General features: G+C 48.7%; 16 protein-coding genes. 4 read left to right on the forward strand and 12 right to left on the reverse strand.

The genetic code is table 11. The features are described from left to right. Positions 1-4 precede the first annotated feature (4 nt). The 8 genes from MHB80_RS14820 to MHB80_RS14855 all read right to left on the reverse strand — a co-directional run bounded on the left by MHB80_RS14820 (position 5) and on the right by MHB80_RS14855 (position 9,463). Positions 5-931, reverse strand: a complete 927-nt coding sequence (locus MHB80_RS14820) for a 1,4-beta-xylanase (RefSeq protein WP_341282975.1) — start codon at positions 929-931, stop codon at positions 5-7. A gap of 78 nt (positions 932-1,009) precedes the next feature. Further along, complete coding sequence (locus MHB80_RS14825) at positions 1,010-1,846, reverse strand: carbohydrate ABC transporter permease (RefSeq protein WP_341277728.1); 837 nt, start codon at positions 1,844-1,846, stop codon at positions 1,010-1,012. 3 nt (positions 1,847-1,849) lie between these two features. Beyond that, the gene (locus MHB80_RS14830; RefSeq protein ID WP_341277729.1) at positions 1,850-2,728 is read right to left on the reverse strand and encodes a sugar ABC transporter permease; all 879 of its coding nucleotides are present in this window, start codon (positions 2,726-2,728) and stop codon (positions 1,850-1,852) included. 134 nt (positions 2,729-2,862) lie between these two features. Next, the gene (locus tag MHB80_RS14835; protein WP_341277730.1) at positions 2,863-4,371 is read right to left on the reverse strand and encodes a response regulator; all 1,509 of its coding nucleotides are present in this window, start codon (positions 4,369-4,371) and stop codon (positions 2,863-2,865) included. 43 nt (positions 4,372-4,414) lie between these two features. After that, the gene (locus tag MHB80_RS14840; protein ID WP_341277731.1) at positions 4,415-6,277 is read right to left on the reverse strand and encodes a sensor histidine kinase; all 1,863 of its coding nucleotides are present in this window, start codon (positions 6,275-6,277) and stop codon (positions 4,415-4,417) included. A 12-nt stretch (positions 6,278-6,289) separates the two neighbouring features. Beyond that, a complete protein-coding gene (locus tag MHB80_RS14845; RefSeq protein WP_341277732.1) occupies positions 6,290-7,357 on the reverse strand; it encodes a LacI family DNA-binding transcriptional regulator in 1,068 nt (355 codons plus the stop codon). A gap of 266 nt (positions 7,358-7,623) precedes the next feature. Continuing rightward, positions 7,624-8,361 (reverse strand): Crp/Fnr family transcriptional regulator, encoded by a 738-nt coding sequence (locus tag MHB80_RS14850; RefSeq protein WP_341277733.1) that lies wholly within the window; start codon positions 8,359-8,361, stop codon positions 7,624-7,626. Positions 8,362-8,470: 109 nt separating this feature from the next. After that, positions 8,471-9,463, reverse strand: a complete 993-nt coding sequence (locus MHB80_RS14855) for a Gfo/Idh/MocA family oxidoreductase (RefSeq protein ID WP_341277734.1) — start codon at positions 9,461-9,463, stop codon at positions 8,471-8,473. A 182-nt stretch (positions 9,464-9,645) separates the two neighbouring features. Between MHB80_RS14855 and MHB80_RS14860 the strand changes: the two genes are divergently transcribed. The 4 genes from MHB80_RS14860 (at position 9,646) to MHB80_RS14875 (ending at position 12,079) form a co-directional block, all read left to right on the forward strand. Further along, positions 9,646-9,900, forward strand: coding sequence for a DoxX family protein (locus MHB80_RS14860; protein ID WP_341277735.1), 255 nt, complete (start codon positions 9,646-9,648; stop codon positions 9,898-9,900). A 248-nt stretch (positions 9,901-10,148) separates the two neighbouring features. Then, entirely contained in the window at positions 10,149-10,673 is a 525-nt protein-coding gene (gene pssA, locus MHB80_RS14865; protein WP_341277736.1) for a CDP-diacylglycerol--serine O-phosphatidyltransferase, read from the forward strand. Positions 10,674-10,680: 7 nt separating this feature from the next. Further along, on the forward strand, positions 10,681-11,172 hold the full coding sequence (locus MHB80_RS14870; RefSeq protein ID WP_341277737.1) for a DedA family protein: 492 nt from the start codon (positions 10,681-10,683) through the stop codon (positions 11,170-11,172). A 142-nt stretch (positions 11,173-11,314) separates the two neighbouring features. Next, a complete protein-coding gene (locus tag MHB80_RS14875) occupies positions 11,315-12,079 on the forward strand; it encodes a MerR family transcriptional regulator (RefSeq protein ID WP_341277738.1) in 765 nt (254 codons plus the stop codon). Positions 12,080-12,165: 86 nt separating this feature from the next. Here the strand turns inward: MHB80_RS14875 and thrS are convergent, their stop codons facing one another. The 4 genes from thrS to MHB80_RS14895 all read right to left on the reverse strand — a co-directional run bounded on the left by thrS (position 12,166) and on the right by MHB80_RS14895 (position 16,305). Then, positions 12,166-14,124: a threonine--tRNA ligase gene (thrS, locus tag MHB80_RS14880; protein ID WP_341277739.1), complete on the reverse strand. Its 1,959-nt coding sequence runs from the start codon at positions 14,122-14,124 to the stop codon at positions 12,166-12,168. A gap of 200 nt (positions 14,125-14,324) precedes the next feature. Beyond that, positions 14,325-14,534 carry a hypothetical protein gene (locus tag MHB80_RS14885; protein ID WP_341277740.1) on the reverse strand — a complete coding sequence of 70 codons (210 nt, stop codon included), beginning with the start codon at positions 14,532-14,534 and terminating at the stop codon, positions 14,325-14,327. A gap of 63 nt (positions 14,535-14,597) precedes the next feature. After that, positions 14,598-15,806: an MFS transporter gene (locus MHB80_RS14890; RefSeq protein ID WP_341277741.1), complete on the reverse strand. Its 1,209-nt coding sequence runs from the start codon at positions 15,804-15,806 to the stop codon at positions 14,598-14,600. Between the two features lie 151 nt (positions 15,807-15,957). Then, complete coding sequence (locus MHB80_RS14895; protein ID WP_341277742.1) at positions 15,958-16,305, reverse strand: hypothetical protein; 348 nt, start codon at positions 16,303-16,305, stop codon at positions 15,958-15,960. Positions 16,306-16,426: the final 121 nt, after the last annotated feature.

A 16,426-nucleotide genomic window follows, 5' to 3' on the forward strand; every position in this document is an offset into this window, starting at 1 on the left:
CTCCCTAGCCTACTGGCTGTCCCTGTCCCTTGGCATAGAAGGAGCGGATGACCGCTGCCGAACGTTTGCCATACATGCAATAATCATCGTTGCGGGAAGCTTCTTTCGTATTGTACAGCTGAGCTGGCCAATCCCACAGCATATAGCCGAGCATCCAATCGCGTTTGGCACAAGCAGCGAACATCGCTTCATAATAACGCTCCTGCTCGATTTCAGACGGTGCGCCTGGAAGCGACCAGTCATTTGGCTTTGCAGCCGAGCCTTCGCGGCTCGGACAGCCTGCCTCCATAAAGAAAAACGGCTTATTCCACTTTGCAATGCCCGCCTCTATGCGATCAAGCTGCTCCTCGAATTGCTCAATCGGGTAATAGCCGCTGGACGAAATAATATCGACGGCATCCCACCAGCCCACTCGCTCTTCCTGATATTTATCGCAGTTGTAAGTAATAGGTCCGCTGTAAAGCGTCCGCACCAAGGCAATTAAATCGCGCCATTCCCGCTCGCGCTTGTCCGTCTGCACCATTTCACAGCCGATGCAGAACATTTCGCAGCCCTCTTCCTCGGCTATCGCTGCATAATAGGCAATGAATTTCCCGTAGGAAGCGAACCACTCGCCCCAGCTCGGTTCTCCTGGCGTATTCTGATCGAAAAAGCCGATATGCGCCCGCCATGTGCCATTCCCCACATTGACTACCGGCTTGAGGCATACTTTAATGCCGTGGCTTTTCGCCTCGCGTATCGCCCAGCGGATTTCCTCATCACTTACTGTCGGCTCGCTCCAATAGGGAATTTCCGTCGATTGCGGCGTTTCTTGAACCGCTGCGAACGCAATGGCCGTCCAGTTTACGTTCAGCTTGGCCATTTCGGCGATGGAGGCCGCCGCCGCAGGTCCTGCCCACGTACCGCGAACTCCCGTCCAGCCCCATGTCATTCCAAAAACCTGCTCATTCCACTGCTGCAAGTATGTTTCCCCCTTCAACTCACGATCCATATATGGTTTGTAATCTGATTATTTGACTGCACCGCTCGTTACTCCGGCAAAAATAAACTTTTGCATCGAGAGGAAAATCGCCACCGTCGGGATGAAAATAATTAAAATGCCTGCGGAAATAACGTTCAACTGGGCGGCATTCGGCCCGACGAAGGCATAAATAGCCGTCGATACAACCTTTAGCTTCTGGCTTGGCATATACAGATAAGGCGTGTAAAAGTCATTGTAAATCGAGATCGTCTTCAAAATAACGAGCGTCGCTGTTGCTGGCCCGAGCAGCGGGAAAATAATCGAGCGATAAATTTTAAACAGCGATGCGCCTTCCATCATTGCGCTTTCATCCAAATCACGCGGAATGCTGTTGACGAATTGCAGATAGATGACGATTTGCAGCACGTCGGCTCCCAAATAAAGAATGATTGGCGCACCCATCGTGTTGTAAAGCGAGAAATATTTAATGACGCTAAATGTAGCGACCTGCGTCGTTACCATAGGAATGACCTGGGCAACGAGGTACATGCCCATAATCCCTTTTTTCAGCTTAAAATCAAACCGGCCCAGCGCGTACGCCACCATCGTGCCGAACATAATGTTGCCCGCTACAGCGATGACCAGAATGATCGCAATATTACGGAAGCCGAGCCCGAGCTTGCCGATGTCGAACACCTTTTGAAAATTATCAAAGTTCAAGAAGTTTGCCGGCAAAGCAAGACCGGATTGATAATACTCGATCTGTGTCTTAAACGCGCCAGTCACAATCGAGTAAAGCGGGAATAAGACGACGAACAGCGCGATAACCAGCGTCACATATTTGAAAATCGTAAATAATGGTGAACCTTCTCTACTCTGCCCCATCGTCTATTCCCCTCCTTTGAACAAAAACTTGCGCTGAATAACGATAAACAGCAGAACCATCATAAGCAGGACAACCGCCATCGCCGAGGCAAGGCCGAAGTTTTGATATTTGAATGCCGTATCCACCGTCTTGATGACGAAGGTTGACGTATCGTTCGCACCTAGCAGCATGACATAAGGAATATCGAAAGCCTCGAGCGCCCCTGTCAGCGTTAAAATAAGCATAAGCTCCAGCACTTTGCGAATGCTTGGCAGCGTTATAAATCTGAACTTCTGCCAGCCTGATGCGCCATCGATTGAGCCCGCTTCATACAAATCGTCAGGAATCGACTGCAAGGCGCCGATGAAAATAACCATATTAAGCCCCATATACTTCCACATAGAAATGAAGGCAAGCGAGAAGTTGACCAAATGCTTATCGCCCAGCCAGCTTTGCTGCCACGATTCAAGTCCAATCGATCCAAGGAGCGTATTTAGCGAGCCGTATTCCACATGGTAAACGTTTTTGAACATAATGACCGTTGCTACGCTGTGCAGCACATATGGCAAAAACAGAATGACTCGAAACCCATTTCGTCCCCGCAGCTTGCTCGTCAATATGACGGCAAAATAGAGCGAGAAGACAACTTGAATTAAACCCCCGATGAAATAATAAGCATTGTTTTTAAGCGCCCCGAATACTTCGGGCTTTGTAAAAATCTCCTTGTAGTTGTCAAGGCCAATAAAATTCATGTCCCAGCCAAGACCGCTCCAATCCGTCAAGCTGTAATACAGCAAAGATACGGCCGGGTAATACGAGAAGGTCAGCGACAGAAGCACGGGAATTGTCAAAAACCCGAACAAAATTAAATATCGCTGCGTTTTGTAAGAGAACTGATGCATAAGGCCACCCTCGCTTTCTTTTAATGAACACCGTTGTTAGCGTTTTCATCATTATAGGAGAAGCTGGCCCCGATTATAATGGTCTTTGTTATGTTTTATTGTCTTCAATTTGGATAACGGGAACCTAACTTTCTTTACCTAACTTTATCGCGATATTCCTTTGGTGTTAGGCCAGCCATTTTTTTAAATACTTTAGTGAAATAAGCGGGATCAGCATACCCTACCCGTTCGCCGACCATATACGTTTTGAGCCCCTGCTCCTGGCGCAGCAGCTGTTTTGCCGCCTCAATCCGCACAGAAATCATATAGTCGGTAATCGTCTCGCCTGTCTCCGTCTTGAACAGCTTGCTTAAATAGCTTGGCGTCAAATATACAATATCCGCGAGGCGCTGCAGCTCAAGCTCCTCGGTAAAATGCTGCTGTATATACGATTTCACTTTATCTATGGCTCTATTATCTGAACGCGTGCTGCCCAGCAAAGCGCTAATTTCCTCCATTCCAGCCCGCAGCCCCTGGGCGAAGGCTTCCCAGTTTTCGCTTGCTTCAGGATCGATCGGCATATTCACCTGTCCATATTCAAGCTGGACGCTGCGTTTTTTCAGCTCCTCGGCAATGTGAGCGCTAATGCCAAAGCAGGCCTCCTGCAGCTCCTTCCAGCAAATGCGCTGGGCAGCAGCCTCTTGCAGCCACCCTTCAAATTTCGCCTGCGCCAAGGCAAAATCATTCATTTGCAGCGCCGGCAGCAGCTCCTTGCTCACGATATGCGTCAAACGCAGCAAATGATCGACAGGCGCGACACGACTAACAGCGCCGGAGGACCAGCGCGGCTCCGGATTATACCAAGCATGCTGATAGGCGGAAAAAGCTTCGCTATAGGCATGCGTTAGCCAACTGCTGCCGCGGAAAATGCTGCTAAAGCCTATTTTGGCACGCGTAAAGGCAGGAAGTCGCTGAAGCAGCGTAACGGACAGCTCCCTGACGGTTTCGGCATGGTCGGAATCGTGAATGGAGATGAGGATAACCCTTTTGCCGCCTTCACCAGTAATAATGATTCTTTCGCGAAGCCAGTCGGCCATGAATCGCTCCAGCTGAATTTCGTTTAGCTCTGGGGCAGTCGTTAATAACAGCACCGCATAGTGATGCAGAAACAGCGGCAGTTGATCAATCGTTCCACACACGTCCTCCACGACATAGGAAGGCAGCTGCTTCTCATCGGCATAAAGCAGCAGGCTAATTAAATCGCCGGACTCAAGGCGGCTGCGGCTGCGCTCCTGCTTAACCTTGCTGTTCACCTTGGCAAGCAGGCGAATCAGCTCCTCGAGGTTGACTGGCTTTAGCAAATAATCCTCTGCTCCCTGACGCAGCGATTCCCTGGCATATTCAAAATCATTAAAGCCGCTCAGCACAGCAAATTTAATATTTTTACCGAGCCGCTTCACTTTGGCAATGAGCTGGAGCCCGGTCATCTGTGGCATTTTAATATCAGTCAGCACAAAATCGGGATGAATATGATCGAGCTGGTCCAGCAGCTCCTGCCCGCTGCCATAGGCGCCAATAATCCGGTATTCCTCGCCTGCCTGCTCAATCAGCTTGCATAACCCCAGTCTAATTCGTTCCTCGTCGTCTACGACTACAATATCCATCGTTGCCACTCCTTCCTTTTCCCCGCGTATTTCATTCCTGTATTCATTCCTGATTCAGCGGCATCCGAATCGTTACCCGCGTGCCCTTCCCCAGCTCGCTGTCAATCGTTAAGCCGTAGCTGGCGCCAAAACGCAGCTTCAAGCGCTCATGCACATTGCGCAGGCCAATGCCTCTTCCGCTTGGACCTGGCGGCTCGGCGGCAGACAAGGCATTGCGTACCTGAAGCAGCTGCCCTTCATCCATGCCGCAGCCGTCATCGGCAACGGTAAACCATTGCTCTTTGCCAACGATTCGCCAGCCTACGCTAATGAGCATCTTCTCGCCCTCGCGTGAATTCTCATACGCGTGGTTGACTGAATTTTCAACAATAGGCTGAAACTGCAGCTTCATAACCCGTATGCTGGAGGCCGCTTCTCCCTCAGGCAGCTCCAATTGGTACCGATCACCGAAGCGGTCGTTGATCAACCGCATATACATGCGCAAATGCTCAAATTCCTGACTCGCCGTCACCATTTCATCACCGGCATGAATGCTGTATCTGAGCTGCTGCCCTAAAAGTTGAACCATCTCGGCGGCCTCTGGATCATCGTTCAGCACTGCGGTCATTCGAATCGACTCCAGCGTGTTGTATATAAAATGAGGATTAATCTGGCGCTGCAAGCTCTCCAGCTCAATCTGGTTTTTACGCTGCTCAATGCGGTAAATATTTTCAATCAACAGCTGGATTCTCGCCATCATGCGGTTAAAGGCATTCCCGAGCATGCCGACCTCATCACGGCGACGCACCGGAAAGGCAACATCGAGATTGCCAGCCTGCACCTGCTTCATCAGCTTCACCATTTCGCGCATCGGCTTCGTCAGCGCAAAAATCAGCACAAACGATATAAGCAGAGCCAGCGTCATAATGGCAATCGCTGCCGCCCCCGTGTAATTACGGGTCTGAATCGCCTCGGCCTCCACCTGCTCCTTCGGAATGAGAATGAGCGTGAGCCAGCCGGATTCCTCGGATTTACGGTAAATCACCAGCTGCTCCTTGCCATTTTTATCGACGATGTAGCTGCCGTTTTGCCCTTCTGCCTGCTGAAGCAGTGCATCGCTGGATAAATTTTCAGCAAGAAAGGCCTGCTCGCTATCGTAAATAACGGTACCCGCCTCATCCAAAATGAGCGTTGTGCCTCTCGTCGTCTCATCCAAATCGTTAACAACGTTCTCAATGACCTCAATGCTGGCATCAACCGCAATCATGCCTATCGAATGGTAGGTGCTGTCAATAATATTGCGTACGATCGTGAACACATACCGTTTGCGATTGGCATCCCCGCTGACCTCCTGTGTGCTGATCAGTACAGGCTTGCCATTTGCAGCAGCAGCGGTTTCATGCCAGCGATTATAGAACTCAGGCAGATTGGCGCGGACTCCTCCACTTTTCATCACATAATAGGGGTTGCCATACGCATCAAACAAATAGACGCTGCTGGCCCCTTCCTTAATATTGTTCATAAAATAAATGCTGCTTTCGATTTTGCGCTGAATTTGCACCTTCATCTGCATGTTTTTAACGTAATACTGGTCCAGATCGCCGCCTGTCTCGGCCTCCACCTGCGAATAATATCGATTTGAGAGCTTAAGGCCCTCCTGAATTTCACCGAGATACGAAGGTATAATTGATATTTTTTTCATATCCTTCGTGTAGTCGTCGAGCTTGCTGACCATTTTGTCAGAAATTTCTGCTGCATAGGTAACCGTGTTTTTTTCGATCGTATTCGTGTAACGCAGCGATGAAATATACGTCAGCCCACCAACCGGAATAACGATCAGCAGCACGAACACAATAAACAGCTTCGCTTCCATGCGGGTTGCGGGGAAAATCGTCCAGCGCCGCAGCCAAAATTTTGAGTCTCCCATAGCATTCGCCCCTTAAGCTTGCGTCATGGAGCTTGCCGTCGATTCACGCATGACAAAATCGCCTGACAGCAAAATTTTCTCTTGTGGGCTGCCGGGATGCTCCAGCCGGCGCAGCAGCATTTCGACGGCGCGGCGGCCAAAAGCCTCCTTCTGCACATCGACGGTGCTGAGGGTAGGCTTTGACCAAGCCGCATCCTCAATATTGTCAAAGCCGACAACAGAGCATTCTACTGGAACGGCAACATTTAATTTAGCAAGCACCGTCATCATACATATCGCTATGGAATCATTTGCACAAATGAAGGCGGTCGGCAGCGCTGCTTCCTCTACCATTTTTTTCACAATCAGCTCCAGCGCCTCTGTCATTTCCGAGCGGTTATTTCCTTCAAACGTCAACAGTGCGGATTCCTGGGCTTGGACAAGCCCATGCTCCTCCAGCATGGAGCTATACCCGAGAAAACGGTCTAGAAAGCTGCGTGAAAAGTGGGTGTTGCCAACAAATTGCAGCTTGCGATGGCCACAGCCAATCAAATAATTAGTCACGCGGCGCATGCACTCCATATTGTTCATAAACAGCGTATCCGAAGGAATGAGCGGATCTTCATGATCCACCAGCACGAAAGGAATGCCTAGACTGCGGATTTCCAGCAGCATTTGCGAGGAAATTAGGCCGACGCCGATAATGCCGCGAATGCTGCTCGGGTTAATAAACTGCGCGAAATGATTTTTAAACTGCTCGGTAATCATCATCGTGCCAATTTCCCGCTCCTCCAGCTCCATCGTAATGCCATCCATAATTTTGCCCCAGAAAAAAGAGTCCCTCGTCTGGTATCTCACATTCGGTACAAGCAAAATCACCGTATCGCGAGTTTGACGCTCGCTTGCTTTATCCCCGCTTAAGCTGGAGGAAGGAGCTTTGAGCTTCTGTCCGGCAAAATACCCTAGCTGTGTGGCGACGCTGACAATTTTCTCTCGCGTCTCCGCACTAACTCCCGGCTTACCTGAAAGCGCTTTAGAAACAGCGAATTTTGAAACATTTAAATAGTCAGCAATTTGCTGCATCGTCACTTTATTAGCCATAGCTGCACATCCTTTCATTAAAATAAGGTGTCTAGTTAGTTTTGTTAGGTTTCTTAAAGCTTTTATAAGCTAACATTAGCATATGAATAAACTTATGAAAAGCTTGTTTGGAAAATAAAAAAAGACCCGCTTCAGCAGCGAATCTTTCTACAGATTATAAATGGTAAATTCGGACTCTCAGCAGATCTCTATTATATATAGAAGAAACACGTCGTGCGCTGGTCTAATTGCTAGCTTATTGGTATGAGCATTTTTAAATACTGCCATTAAAAAGTCGCTTGGTGGCTGCTGTTCAGCTTCTGCTCAATCCACTGCTGGCTTTGCTGGGTAAACAGCAGCCGCCCTTTTTTTACGACGAATCGTTTCTCGTCTTTAAGTATTTTCATAATCCGATTCACGCTCCGAACCGCCACGCCAAGCTGGCTCGCAATTTCCTCACGGGTGGCGATGAGCTCATACACCGGCTTTTTCTGAAAATCAGCATGACGCAATGCCTCATAAAAATAAGCAAGCAGCTTCTGCTGCATCGAATAAAAGCTGTTTTCAAGCGTTTTTCTCCCCTGCTGGAACAGCTTGTTCGCTAGCTGGTCATTCAACCGACGCAAAAAAGCGGGACTGTTGATGACCCATTTTTTGAAGCGCTGCTTGTCGATGGCAAGCAGCGTAGACTCGCGTGTCGTCTCGACCTGATTAATAAACGGCATACCCAGGCTAATCTCGATATCGCCGATGACGTCTCCTGGCAGCAGCATAGCTAGCCGGAACATTTTTCCGTCGGACAGCTTTCGTTCTACGGCAAGCTCGCCAGCAATCAAAATATACACATAAACCATGTCTCCGCCTTGATCGCATACCGTCTCGCCCGGATAAAAGCAGCGCACCTCCCAGCAATTCTGCACCTGCTCCGGAAGCTCGTCAAACATTTCCTTCAGCCAGCCATGTCCCTGAATAATCCGCTCAATGGATTCTGTACGCAATATGGCACCCTCTTTGCTATCGCTCATCCTCAGTTACTCTAATGTAAACCTATTCTCCCCTTTTAAAAAGGACATAAGTCCGTTTTGGCAAAGTTTTTGCGGCCATCATATGCTCTGATACCGATTGCCGACTTGGCTAGTTCAGCGCGTCCAAAAGGCGGTCGCATAAATCCATTGTGCCAATATTGTCGCGTCCGCTCGAATTCGGCGTCAATTTCTGCTTGCTGCAAGCGATAAAATGGGCCATTTCACCGATAAAGCCGCGTGCGTAAAGGTCGCCTAAGCATCCGGACATCGTGGAAGCTGGCGGTGTCAGCACCTTTGTTTCCTCGGATAGCGTCTGGAACGACGAGGAGCCGGGCAAAGGCGATTTGTGGATCGAAAGCTTTTTGGAATCTTCAGCTGCGACATGGCCATTATCAAAAGTGACCAGCACGCTTTCACTTTCGCTCGACCAAGCAGTCATGCCAGCAAAATAGACGCTGCCGGAAATGCCGTTCTCAAATTTCAAGGAAAACGACTGGGAAATATTTTCGCCCAAATTGTTGTTAAAGCCTGCAACCTGCGCCACTTCGCCAAACAAGCCGCGCATAAGATCGACGAGATGGATAGCAGCCAGCTTCAAGAATTGCTCCTCCGTTTTGCTAAAGCCTGTACTATCGCAGGCAAAACGAATTTGGAACGAGCGTGCGGCTCCAAGTTCGTCCGACTCAATCAGCTCTTTGAGCTTCATGTATACGGGGGCATAACGCTTCATAAAGCCAACCATCAGCACAATACCGGTCTCCTCAGCTGCTTCCGCAATGGCTGCCGCTTCCTCGGCAGTCCAGCCGAGCGGCTTGTCGACAAATACATGTTTACCAGCTTTTATGCAGTCCATGACGATTTGCGTTTGATCACCTGGCTGGGCTACCACCACAACACCGTCGCACTTTTCCTTTTGCAGCATTTGCTTATAGTCGTCATACGGCGTGCCGCTGCTGCCGAAGCGGGTCAATGCCGCTTGCGAACGATCAAGGCTTCGTGTGGAGACCGCTACAATCTCAGCTCCTGCTTCTACTGCGGACGGAAAAATATTTGTGGAGGCATGAAAGCCTGCACCGATAAAACAAAGTTTTGCTTGGCTCATCTCTTATCGCTCCTGTTCATCATATCGACAACGACATTAGCATATTTCCATGCTCTGATACAAGCCAACCGTAAAAATAAATTATTTTTTTGCACTATATTGACTTAAAAATCAGAGTTCAGTATGAGTGTTTCTTAGAATGAGTGCAACGGAATGCGATAATGAGAAAGGTTGAATAATAAATGTTAGATTTAGGATTATTAATTATACGATTAGTTATTGGACTCATTATGATTGGCCATGGCTGCAAGAAGCTGTTCGGCTGGTTTGGCGGCGAAGGCATCCAGGGAGCGGCTGGCTTTTTTGAAGCGATTGGCCTGCGTCCCGGTGCAGCGATGGTCGTATGCGCTGGACTTGCCGAGCTGATCGGAGGTCTATTATTTGCTTCGCTGCTTGGTGTTGCACTTGCTGGTGGAGGCGCTTATTCATTAATGTAAAATAGTTCAAATTATAAATGATTATATTCATCGCCCACTTTCCTGTATATACTGAGAAGCGGGCGATTTTCTTTTGGATGGAAATCAACATTAAAATTTAACTTTATCGTTTAATAAAGTGAATTAACAGGGATTTTGTCGTTAAAGATATACTTATAAGGACAAGTGGACACATGGAAGTCACAGCCGCCTGTTACATTGTTATCCTGCAAGTAAAAAAGATTTCATTCATCAAGGGGCTGATTGACATGAATAAAAACTGGCTGCCCTCCCTCTGTACGCTATTGAATTTGGGAGCTGGGACCTTGTCCTTACTTTTTACGATAAAAGGCGAGTATAAGCTTGCGCTCGCCATGGTGATGACGGCAGCTTTATGGGATGTACTCGATGGTCTGCTTGCCAGATGGCTTCATTGTACGAGTGACTTCGGCAAACAGCTGGACTCGCTGGCTGATCTGGTCTCCTTCGGAATTGCACCTGTATTTCTGGTTCTGCTGTACAAGCTGGAAGCTTCATTGTGGCTAGGACCGATTGCCGCTGTATTATTTTTAGCTTGCGGCGCACTGCGTCTGGCAAGATTCAATATAAAGGGCCAAGTGAAAGGTTTTGTTGGTCTGCCAATTACTGCAGCTGGGGTCATTTTGGCACTTGCTCCTATTTTAAATAGTCAAATGAAGCCTGCTGCCGCTCTCGCCTTAATGGGTCTGCTCTCTATCTTAATGGTCAGCCGAATCCCATTTCCCGCTTTCAAAAAAGATTACGCAAGGAAGTGAGACGGTTATGACTTTTGCTATAGAAATGATTTCTCAGTATGGTTATTACGCCGTCTTTGGACTGCTCGCTCTCGGCATTATTGGGCTTCCAGTTCCAGACGAATTATTAATGTTATTCATCGGCTATTTATCCTCGATTATGGTGTTGAATTATTCGGTTTCTTTGCTAGTCAGCTTCATGGGGGCCATAACGGGCATGCTTTTAAGCTACACCCTGGGCAAAACATTCGGACAGCCTTTAATCGACAAGCATGGCAAGTGGGTCGGCCTCACAACAAAGCGTTTTGAAAAGGTAAAGGGCTGGTTTGCCCGTTTTGGCCTATGGACGTTGTTTTTCGGCTATTTCATTCCCGGTGTAAGGAGCATGACCAGCTACATTTCTGGCATTACATCGATGCCTTTCCGCAAATATTTGCTCATTACGAGCCTCGGCTCCCTTACATGGGTGCTTATCTTTGTTACAATCGGCTATTTTCTCGGCGCCAGCATTAAATTTTAAATTTCAATTTCAAATAAATGAAACCAATAAGCCCCAGAGGAAGAGCGTTCTCTTCGGATGGGGCTTTTCGGCTGCTGAAAAAATAACGGTTGACCTTCACGCGCCGTTAAGGTGTACGATAAATTTGTCAGGAGGTGAACATATGGAATACACCATTCAGAAGCTAGGCTATTTGGCTGGCGTAAGTACGAGAACACTGCGTTATTACGATGAAATCGGAATATTGAAGCCGTCGCGCATCAACTCTTCGGGGTACCGGATTTATGGGCAGCACGAGGTTGATCTCCTCCAGCAAATTTTATTTTACAAGGAGCTTGGCGTCAGCTTGGAAGAAATTAAAGCGATTATTACGTCGCCTAATTTTGACGTTCATGCGGCCTTGCGGGAGCATCGCAGCAAGCTGCTGGAGCGCAGGCAGCAGCTCGATCAGCTCATTGCCAATCTAGACCAAACATTATTACAGAAGGAAGGGAAACAAACGATGAAGGATAAGGAAAAGTTTGCAGGCTTCAAGCAGCAACTGCTGGATGACAATGAAGCCAAGTATGGCGAAGAAATCAGGGCCAAATATGGTGAGGAAGCTGTCAACCGTTCGAACCATGCCCTTAAAAATATGACGGAAGCGCAGCATGCTGAAGTAGAAAAGCTCGGCGAGGAGGTGCTGACCACGCTTGCATCGGCATTCTTGACAGGCGACCCTGCTGGCGAACTGGCACAGAAAGCAGCTGATTTGCACAAGCAATGGCTAAGCTTTTACTGGGGCAGCTACACAAAGGAAGCACATGCTGGCGTTGCCCAAATGTACGTTGATGATGAGCGCTTCACTGCCTATTACGATGAGAAGCAGCCCGGTTCTGCTGCATTTTTACGCGATGCGGTGCTCGTTTACACAGGGACATCCTCTTAATCGACAAAAAAAGGACGGCATCCAGGCTATTAAGCCATTATGCCGTCCTTTCGTCCGTTCGCTCTTTCCACTTGCCTTGTTGCCTGCTATACGTTCTTGTTAGCGTTCAGCTCTCTCGCTGCAACCTGCTTGGAAAGCTGCCTCGCTAGCTGCTCGATGCCCATCTCCTTCTGCTCATTCACACCGCGCCGGCGAACAGACACCGTCCCTTCGCTTGCCTCTTGGTCCCCGATTACGAGCGTATAAGGCACCTTCGCCAGCTGCGCCTCCCGAATTTTGTAGCCAAGCTTTTCGCTGCGAGCGTCAACTTGTACACGAAGGCCTGCTTTTAGAAGCTGCTGCTTCACCTGCATGGCATAATCCAAATGCACGCTTGAAACAGGCAGCAGCTTCACTTGAACGGGCGCCAGCCACAGCGGAAATGCGCCGCTGAAATGCTCTGTCAAAATGCCCATGAAACGGTCAATGGAGCCATATACAGCGCGATGGATGACGACAGGACGATGCTTCCCGCCATCCTCGCCGATGTAAGTCAAATCAAACTTTTCAGGCATTTGAAAATCAAGCTGAATGGTTCCGCATTGCCAGCTGCGGCCAAGCGCATCGCGAATATGGAAGTCGATTTTCGGCCCATAAAAGGCGCCGTCCCCCTCATTAAGCATATATGGGACATTTTGCTGGACCAGCACATTTTTGAGTGCTTCCTCTGCTTGATCCCACAATTGTGCAGAGCCCATAGAATCGGCCGGCCTTGTGGACAGCTCTACCCGATAAGTGAAGCCAAAGATCGAATAAATATGATCAATGAGCGCCATTACTTTGGCGATTTCCTCCTCGATTTGATCGGGTCTGACGAATAAATGCGCATCATCCTGACAAAACGTCCGCACCCGCATCATGCCATTTAGCGCTCCTGAAAACTCATGGCGATGCACCTGTCCATACTCGGCAAGGCGGATCGGCAAATCCCTGTAGGAGCGAAGCTCATTTTTGAATACGAGCATATGTCCTGGGCAATTCATCGGTTTGAGGGCAAATACCGCATCATCGACATTTGTAAAATACATATTGTCTTTGTAATGCTCCCAATGACCGGATTGTTCCCATAGCCGATTGTTGAGCATTAGCGGTGTACGAACCTCATCATAGGCTCGCTCGCGATGCAGCCCGCGTTCCAGCTCTTCCAGCTCGTTGCGTATAATCATGCCATTTGGCAAATAAAACGGCATGCCGGGCGCTTCCTCCGAAAACATGAACAGGCCAAGCTCCTTGCCCAGCTTGCGGTGATCGCGCTTTTTCGCTTCTTCAAGCATGTGGAGATGCTCCTCCAGCTGCTTGTTTTTCGGAAAGGCTGTTCCGTAAATGCGCTGCAGCACTTGGTTATTCGAATCGCCACGCCAGTAGGCACCCGCTGTGTGCAGCAGCTTGAACGCCTTAATCCAGCCTGTTGCGGGCAAATGCGGCCCGCGGCATAAATCAATAAATTCGCCTTGTTCATAAAGCGAAATAACGACATTTTCCGACAAAGCTTGAATCAGCTCAACTTTAAGCGGCTCCTCTAGCTGTACAAATAGCTGCAGCGCTTCCTCCCGGCTGACGACACGGCGGATGATCGGCAGATTTTGCTCCGCGATCCGGGCCATCTCCTGCTCAATGACGGCGAGCTGTTCATTCGGCAGCGGGCTTGCAATGGCAATATCGTAATAAAAACCGTCGCCTATGACAGGGCCAATTCCGAGCTGGACTTCTTGCTTGCCATACAGCCGCTTCAATGCCTGCGCCAAAAGATGCGCTGTACTGTGGCGGTAAATCTCCAGCCCCTCCGGACTGTCCAAAATAATAATTTCTACGTCGCTATCTGCCTCAATGGAACGGCTTAAATCAACGGCCTCGCCATTTATTTTGCCAGCGACAGCCTTTTTACGCAGCCCTGGGCTGATCGCTTCCGCCAATTGTTCAACTGTTATGCCGGCCGGGCAGCTTCTGATTGCGCCATCCGGCAGCTTGATTTGAATGTGATCTTGATAGTCGCTCTGTTTTTCCATCGTTTGTGCCTCCACCTCTGCTCATTTAAAATATAAGAATTTATAAGTTTGCCCTTATAAATATGCTTATATTTCTCGGACTGAAACGCGCTGCGCCGCCAATGGACGGCGATAGCCGTTTCACCTTGGGAACGCAAAAAAACGCCTCTATCCCGGAAAGGGACGAGTGCGTTCAGCTCGTGGTTCCACCCTTATTCGACCTAATCGCCAGTCTGCCGCAGCCCTTGCTGCAGCACCCTGAATAAAAGGCCCTTATTGGTATCCGTTATCGCGGATAAAGCGGTGAAGCTTACTTTCGCACAAGGGAGCGGGTTCAGCAGCACGGCTGCAAAGGGGTAAAACCATATCCGGTATCCGAAGAAGCTTGCAGCAATCGCTTCTCTCTCTGGGCGGTCCGGAATTGGAATCATGTCTTTGGTCAATGCCGATTATGAAGATGTAGGTATTATATTACGTCTACCGCATTTAAAAAGTCAAGCAGAAAAATGTTTTTCAGAAATGGGCTGTACGGCATTGACTTTATTTTTCACGGAAAGCAATGTAAGGCCCATGATGAGCACAATCGCGGCAACAGCGACAAAAGGAAGGTGTTTATCCACCTGATATAAGGTCGTGCTCAGGATAGGCGCGATCACAGCGGACAAGCCCTGCACCGATGCAATCATACCCGCGACGCCTCCCTGCTGCTCTGGCGCAACTGCAAGGGAAGCTCCCGCCATAAAGCCCGGCATCATCAATCCCGCACCGATTCCGAAGATAAAGAAAGCCGTATAAAAACCGATGAAGCTCATAGCAAATAGAAAAATAGTCATACTGACAAGCACAAGCAAAGCGCCAGCAAGGATGAGCGGCTTTGGCTGCCATTTCGAATTTTTCATCTGCAGCCCTTGGGTAATAATCATCGCGACTCCACTAAATATAAGGCCAAGCGATACCATGCGGGCGGTTTCCTGCGTCGACAAAGCGAGCTGATCCTGAAAATAAAAGCCGCCAATGACTTGCAAAGTGACGATGCTCAGCATCGTGGCAAGTCCAGCAAACAAATAGAGACGAAGCCCTTTGGCGAACGGATTAACTTTGGGCGGCTTCGCTCGAATGACAGGTTTATGAGCCGGAATTAACAAGAGGACGACAACAAATGCAATGAGTGGCAGCGCGGCACCGATATATAGCGGCCACATCAGTCCGATCAGGACAAAAATGCCCGCAATCGCTGGTCCGAGCACCAGACCCAGCCCATTTGCAGCCCCAATTAAGGCCATTCCAGCAGAACGTCCCTTTTCATCGGTTACATCCGCCATATAGGCTTGGGCCGACGAAGGTACGGCTGGGATAAATAGACCGACCATCGCGCGCGCCACAATCAGCAGCACAACTAGCAGCGTTCCGCTTATCCATTTTGAAAGCCCGGCATACATAACGAGCGTGAACAGAATATAGCTGACAAACATGCCTAAAAATCCGATTAGAATGACAGGCTTACGCCCTAACAGATCGCTTCTTCTCCCCCATACCGGGGCCATCACAGCCATGGCAATAGAGCCTAAGGAAATAATTAGGCCTGAATGTGTCTCGCTTAGCCCTAATTCGCGGATAAGCGGCGGCATGACAGGAGCTATGATCATTAATCCGACCATGGCCACAAAAACACTAAAAAATATGCTAAGTCTTATTCGTACCATTTTCACCACTTCTCCCTTTGCAGCTGTTTTTTTAGTGCTGCTCTGTTTAAAGCGTAATCCATTGTGAAAACGGCGGCTACCTTAAAACGGATTCTAAATACCGCTAAACGGATTTTTTATTCGATCCATTATTCGTGAGAAATTTTAAAAATTATAGTTTATCAACTTGCAATAAGGATATTTTTTTCGTTGTAAAGGTGTCTTGCAAACTGGTTTCGCTTATGATGTTTAGCTGCAGCAAGCTCGATACCTTTGATGGATCCACTTTGGATACGAGGCGCCAGGCATCAGGCTCTGGAAGGGCTGCAAGCAGCTTCGCCTCATCATATTCCCGCCTCTCCTGTGCGACAATTTTTACTTTATAGCGCCCTACAGTCAACTCAGCTGCTTCCTGCTCCGCACAATAAGCTAATATTTCTGTTCGCAGGCCAGCAAGCTCCTGCTCCGTTTCCTTCTGCTTCTGCTTGAGCTGGTAATATTTCTTCACCTTCTCGAACATATCATCACGCTCCTTCTACTCCCTATTTATATGCATTAGACACGCTGCTCCATGTCTTGCATAATCTGCTTTTAAGCGGCCTTGCCTCATGTTTCCGGAGCAAATTGGCAAAGATAGGTTT

The sequence above is a fragment of the Paenibacillus sp. FSL H8-0537 genome (assembly GCF_038051995.1).
Taxonomy (GTDB): domain Bacteria; phylum Bacillota; class Bacilli; order Paenibacillales; family Paenibacillaceae; genus Pristimantibacillus.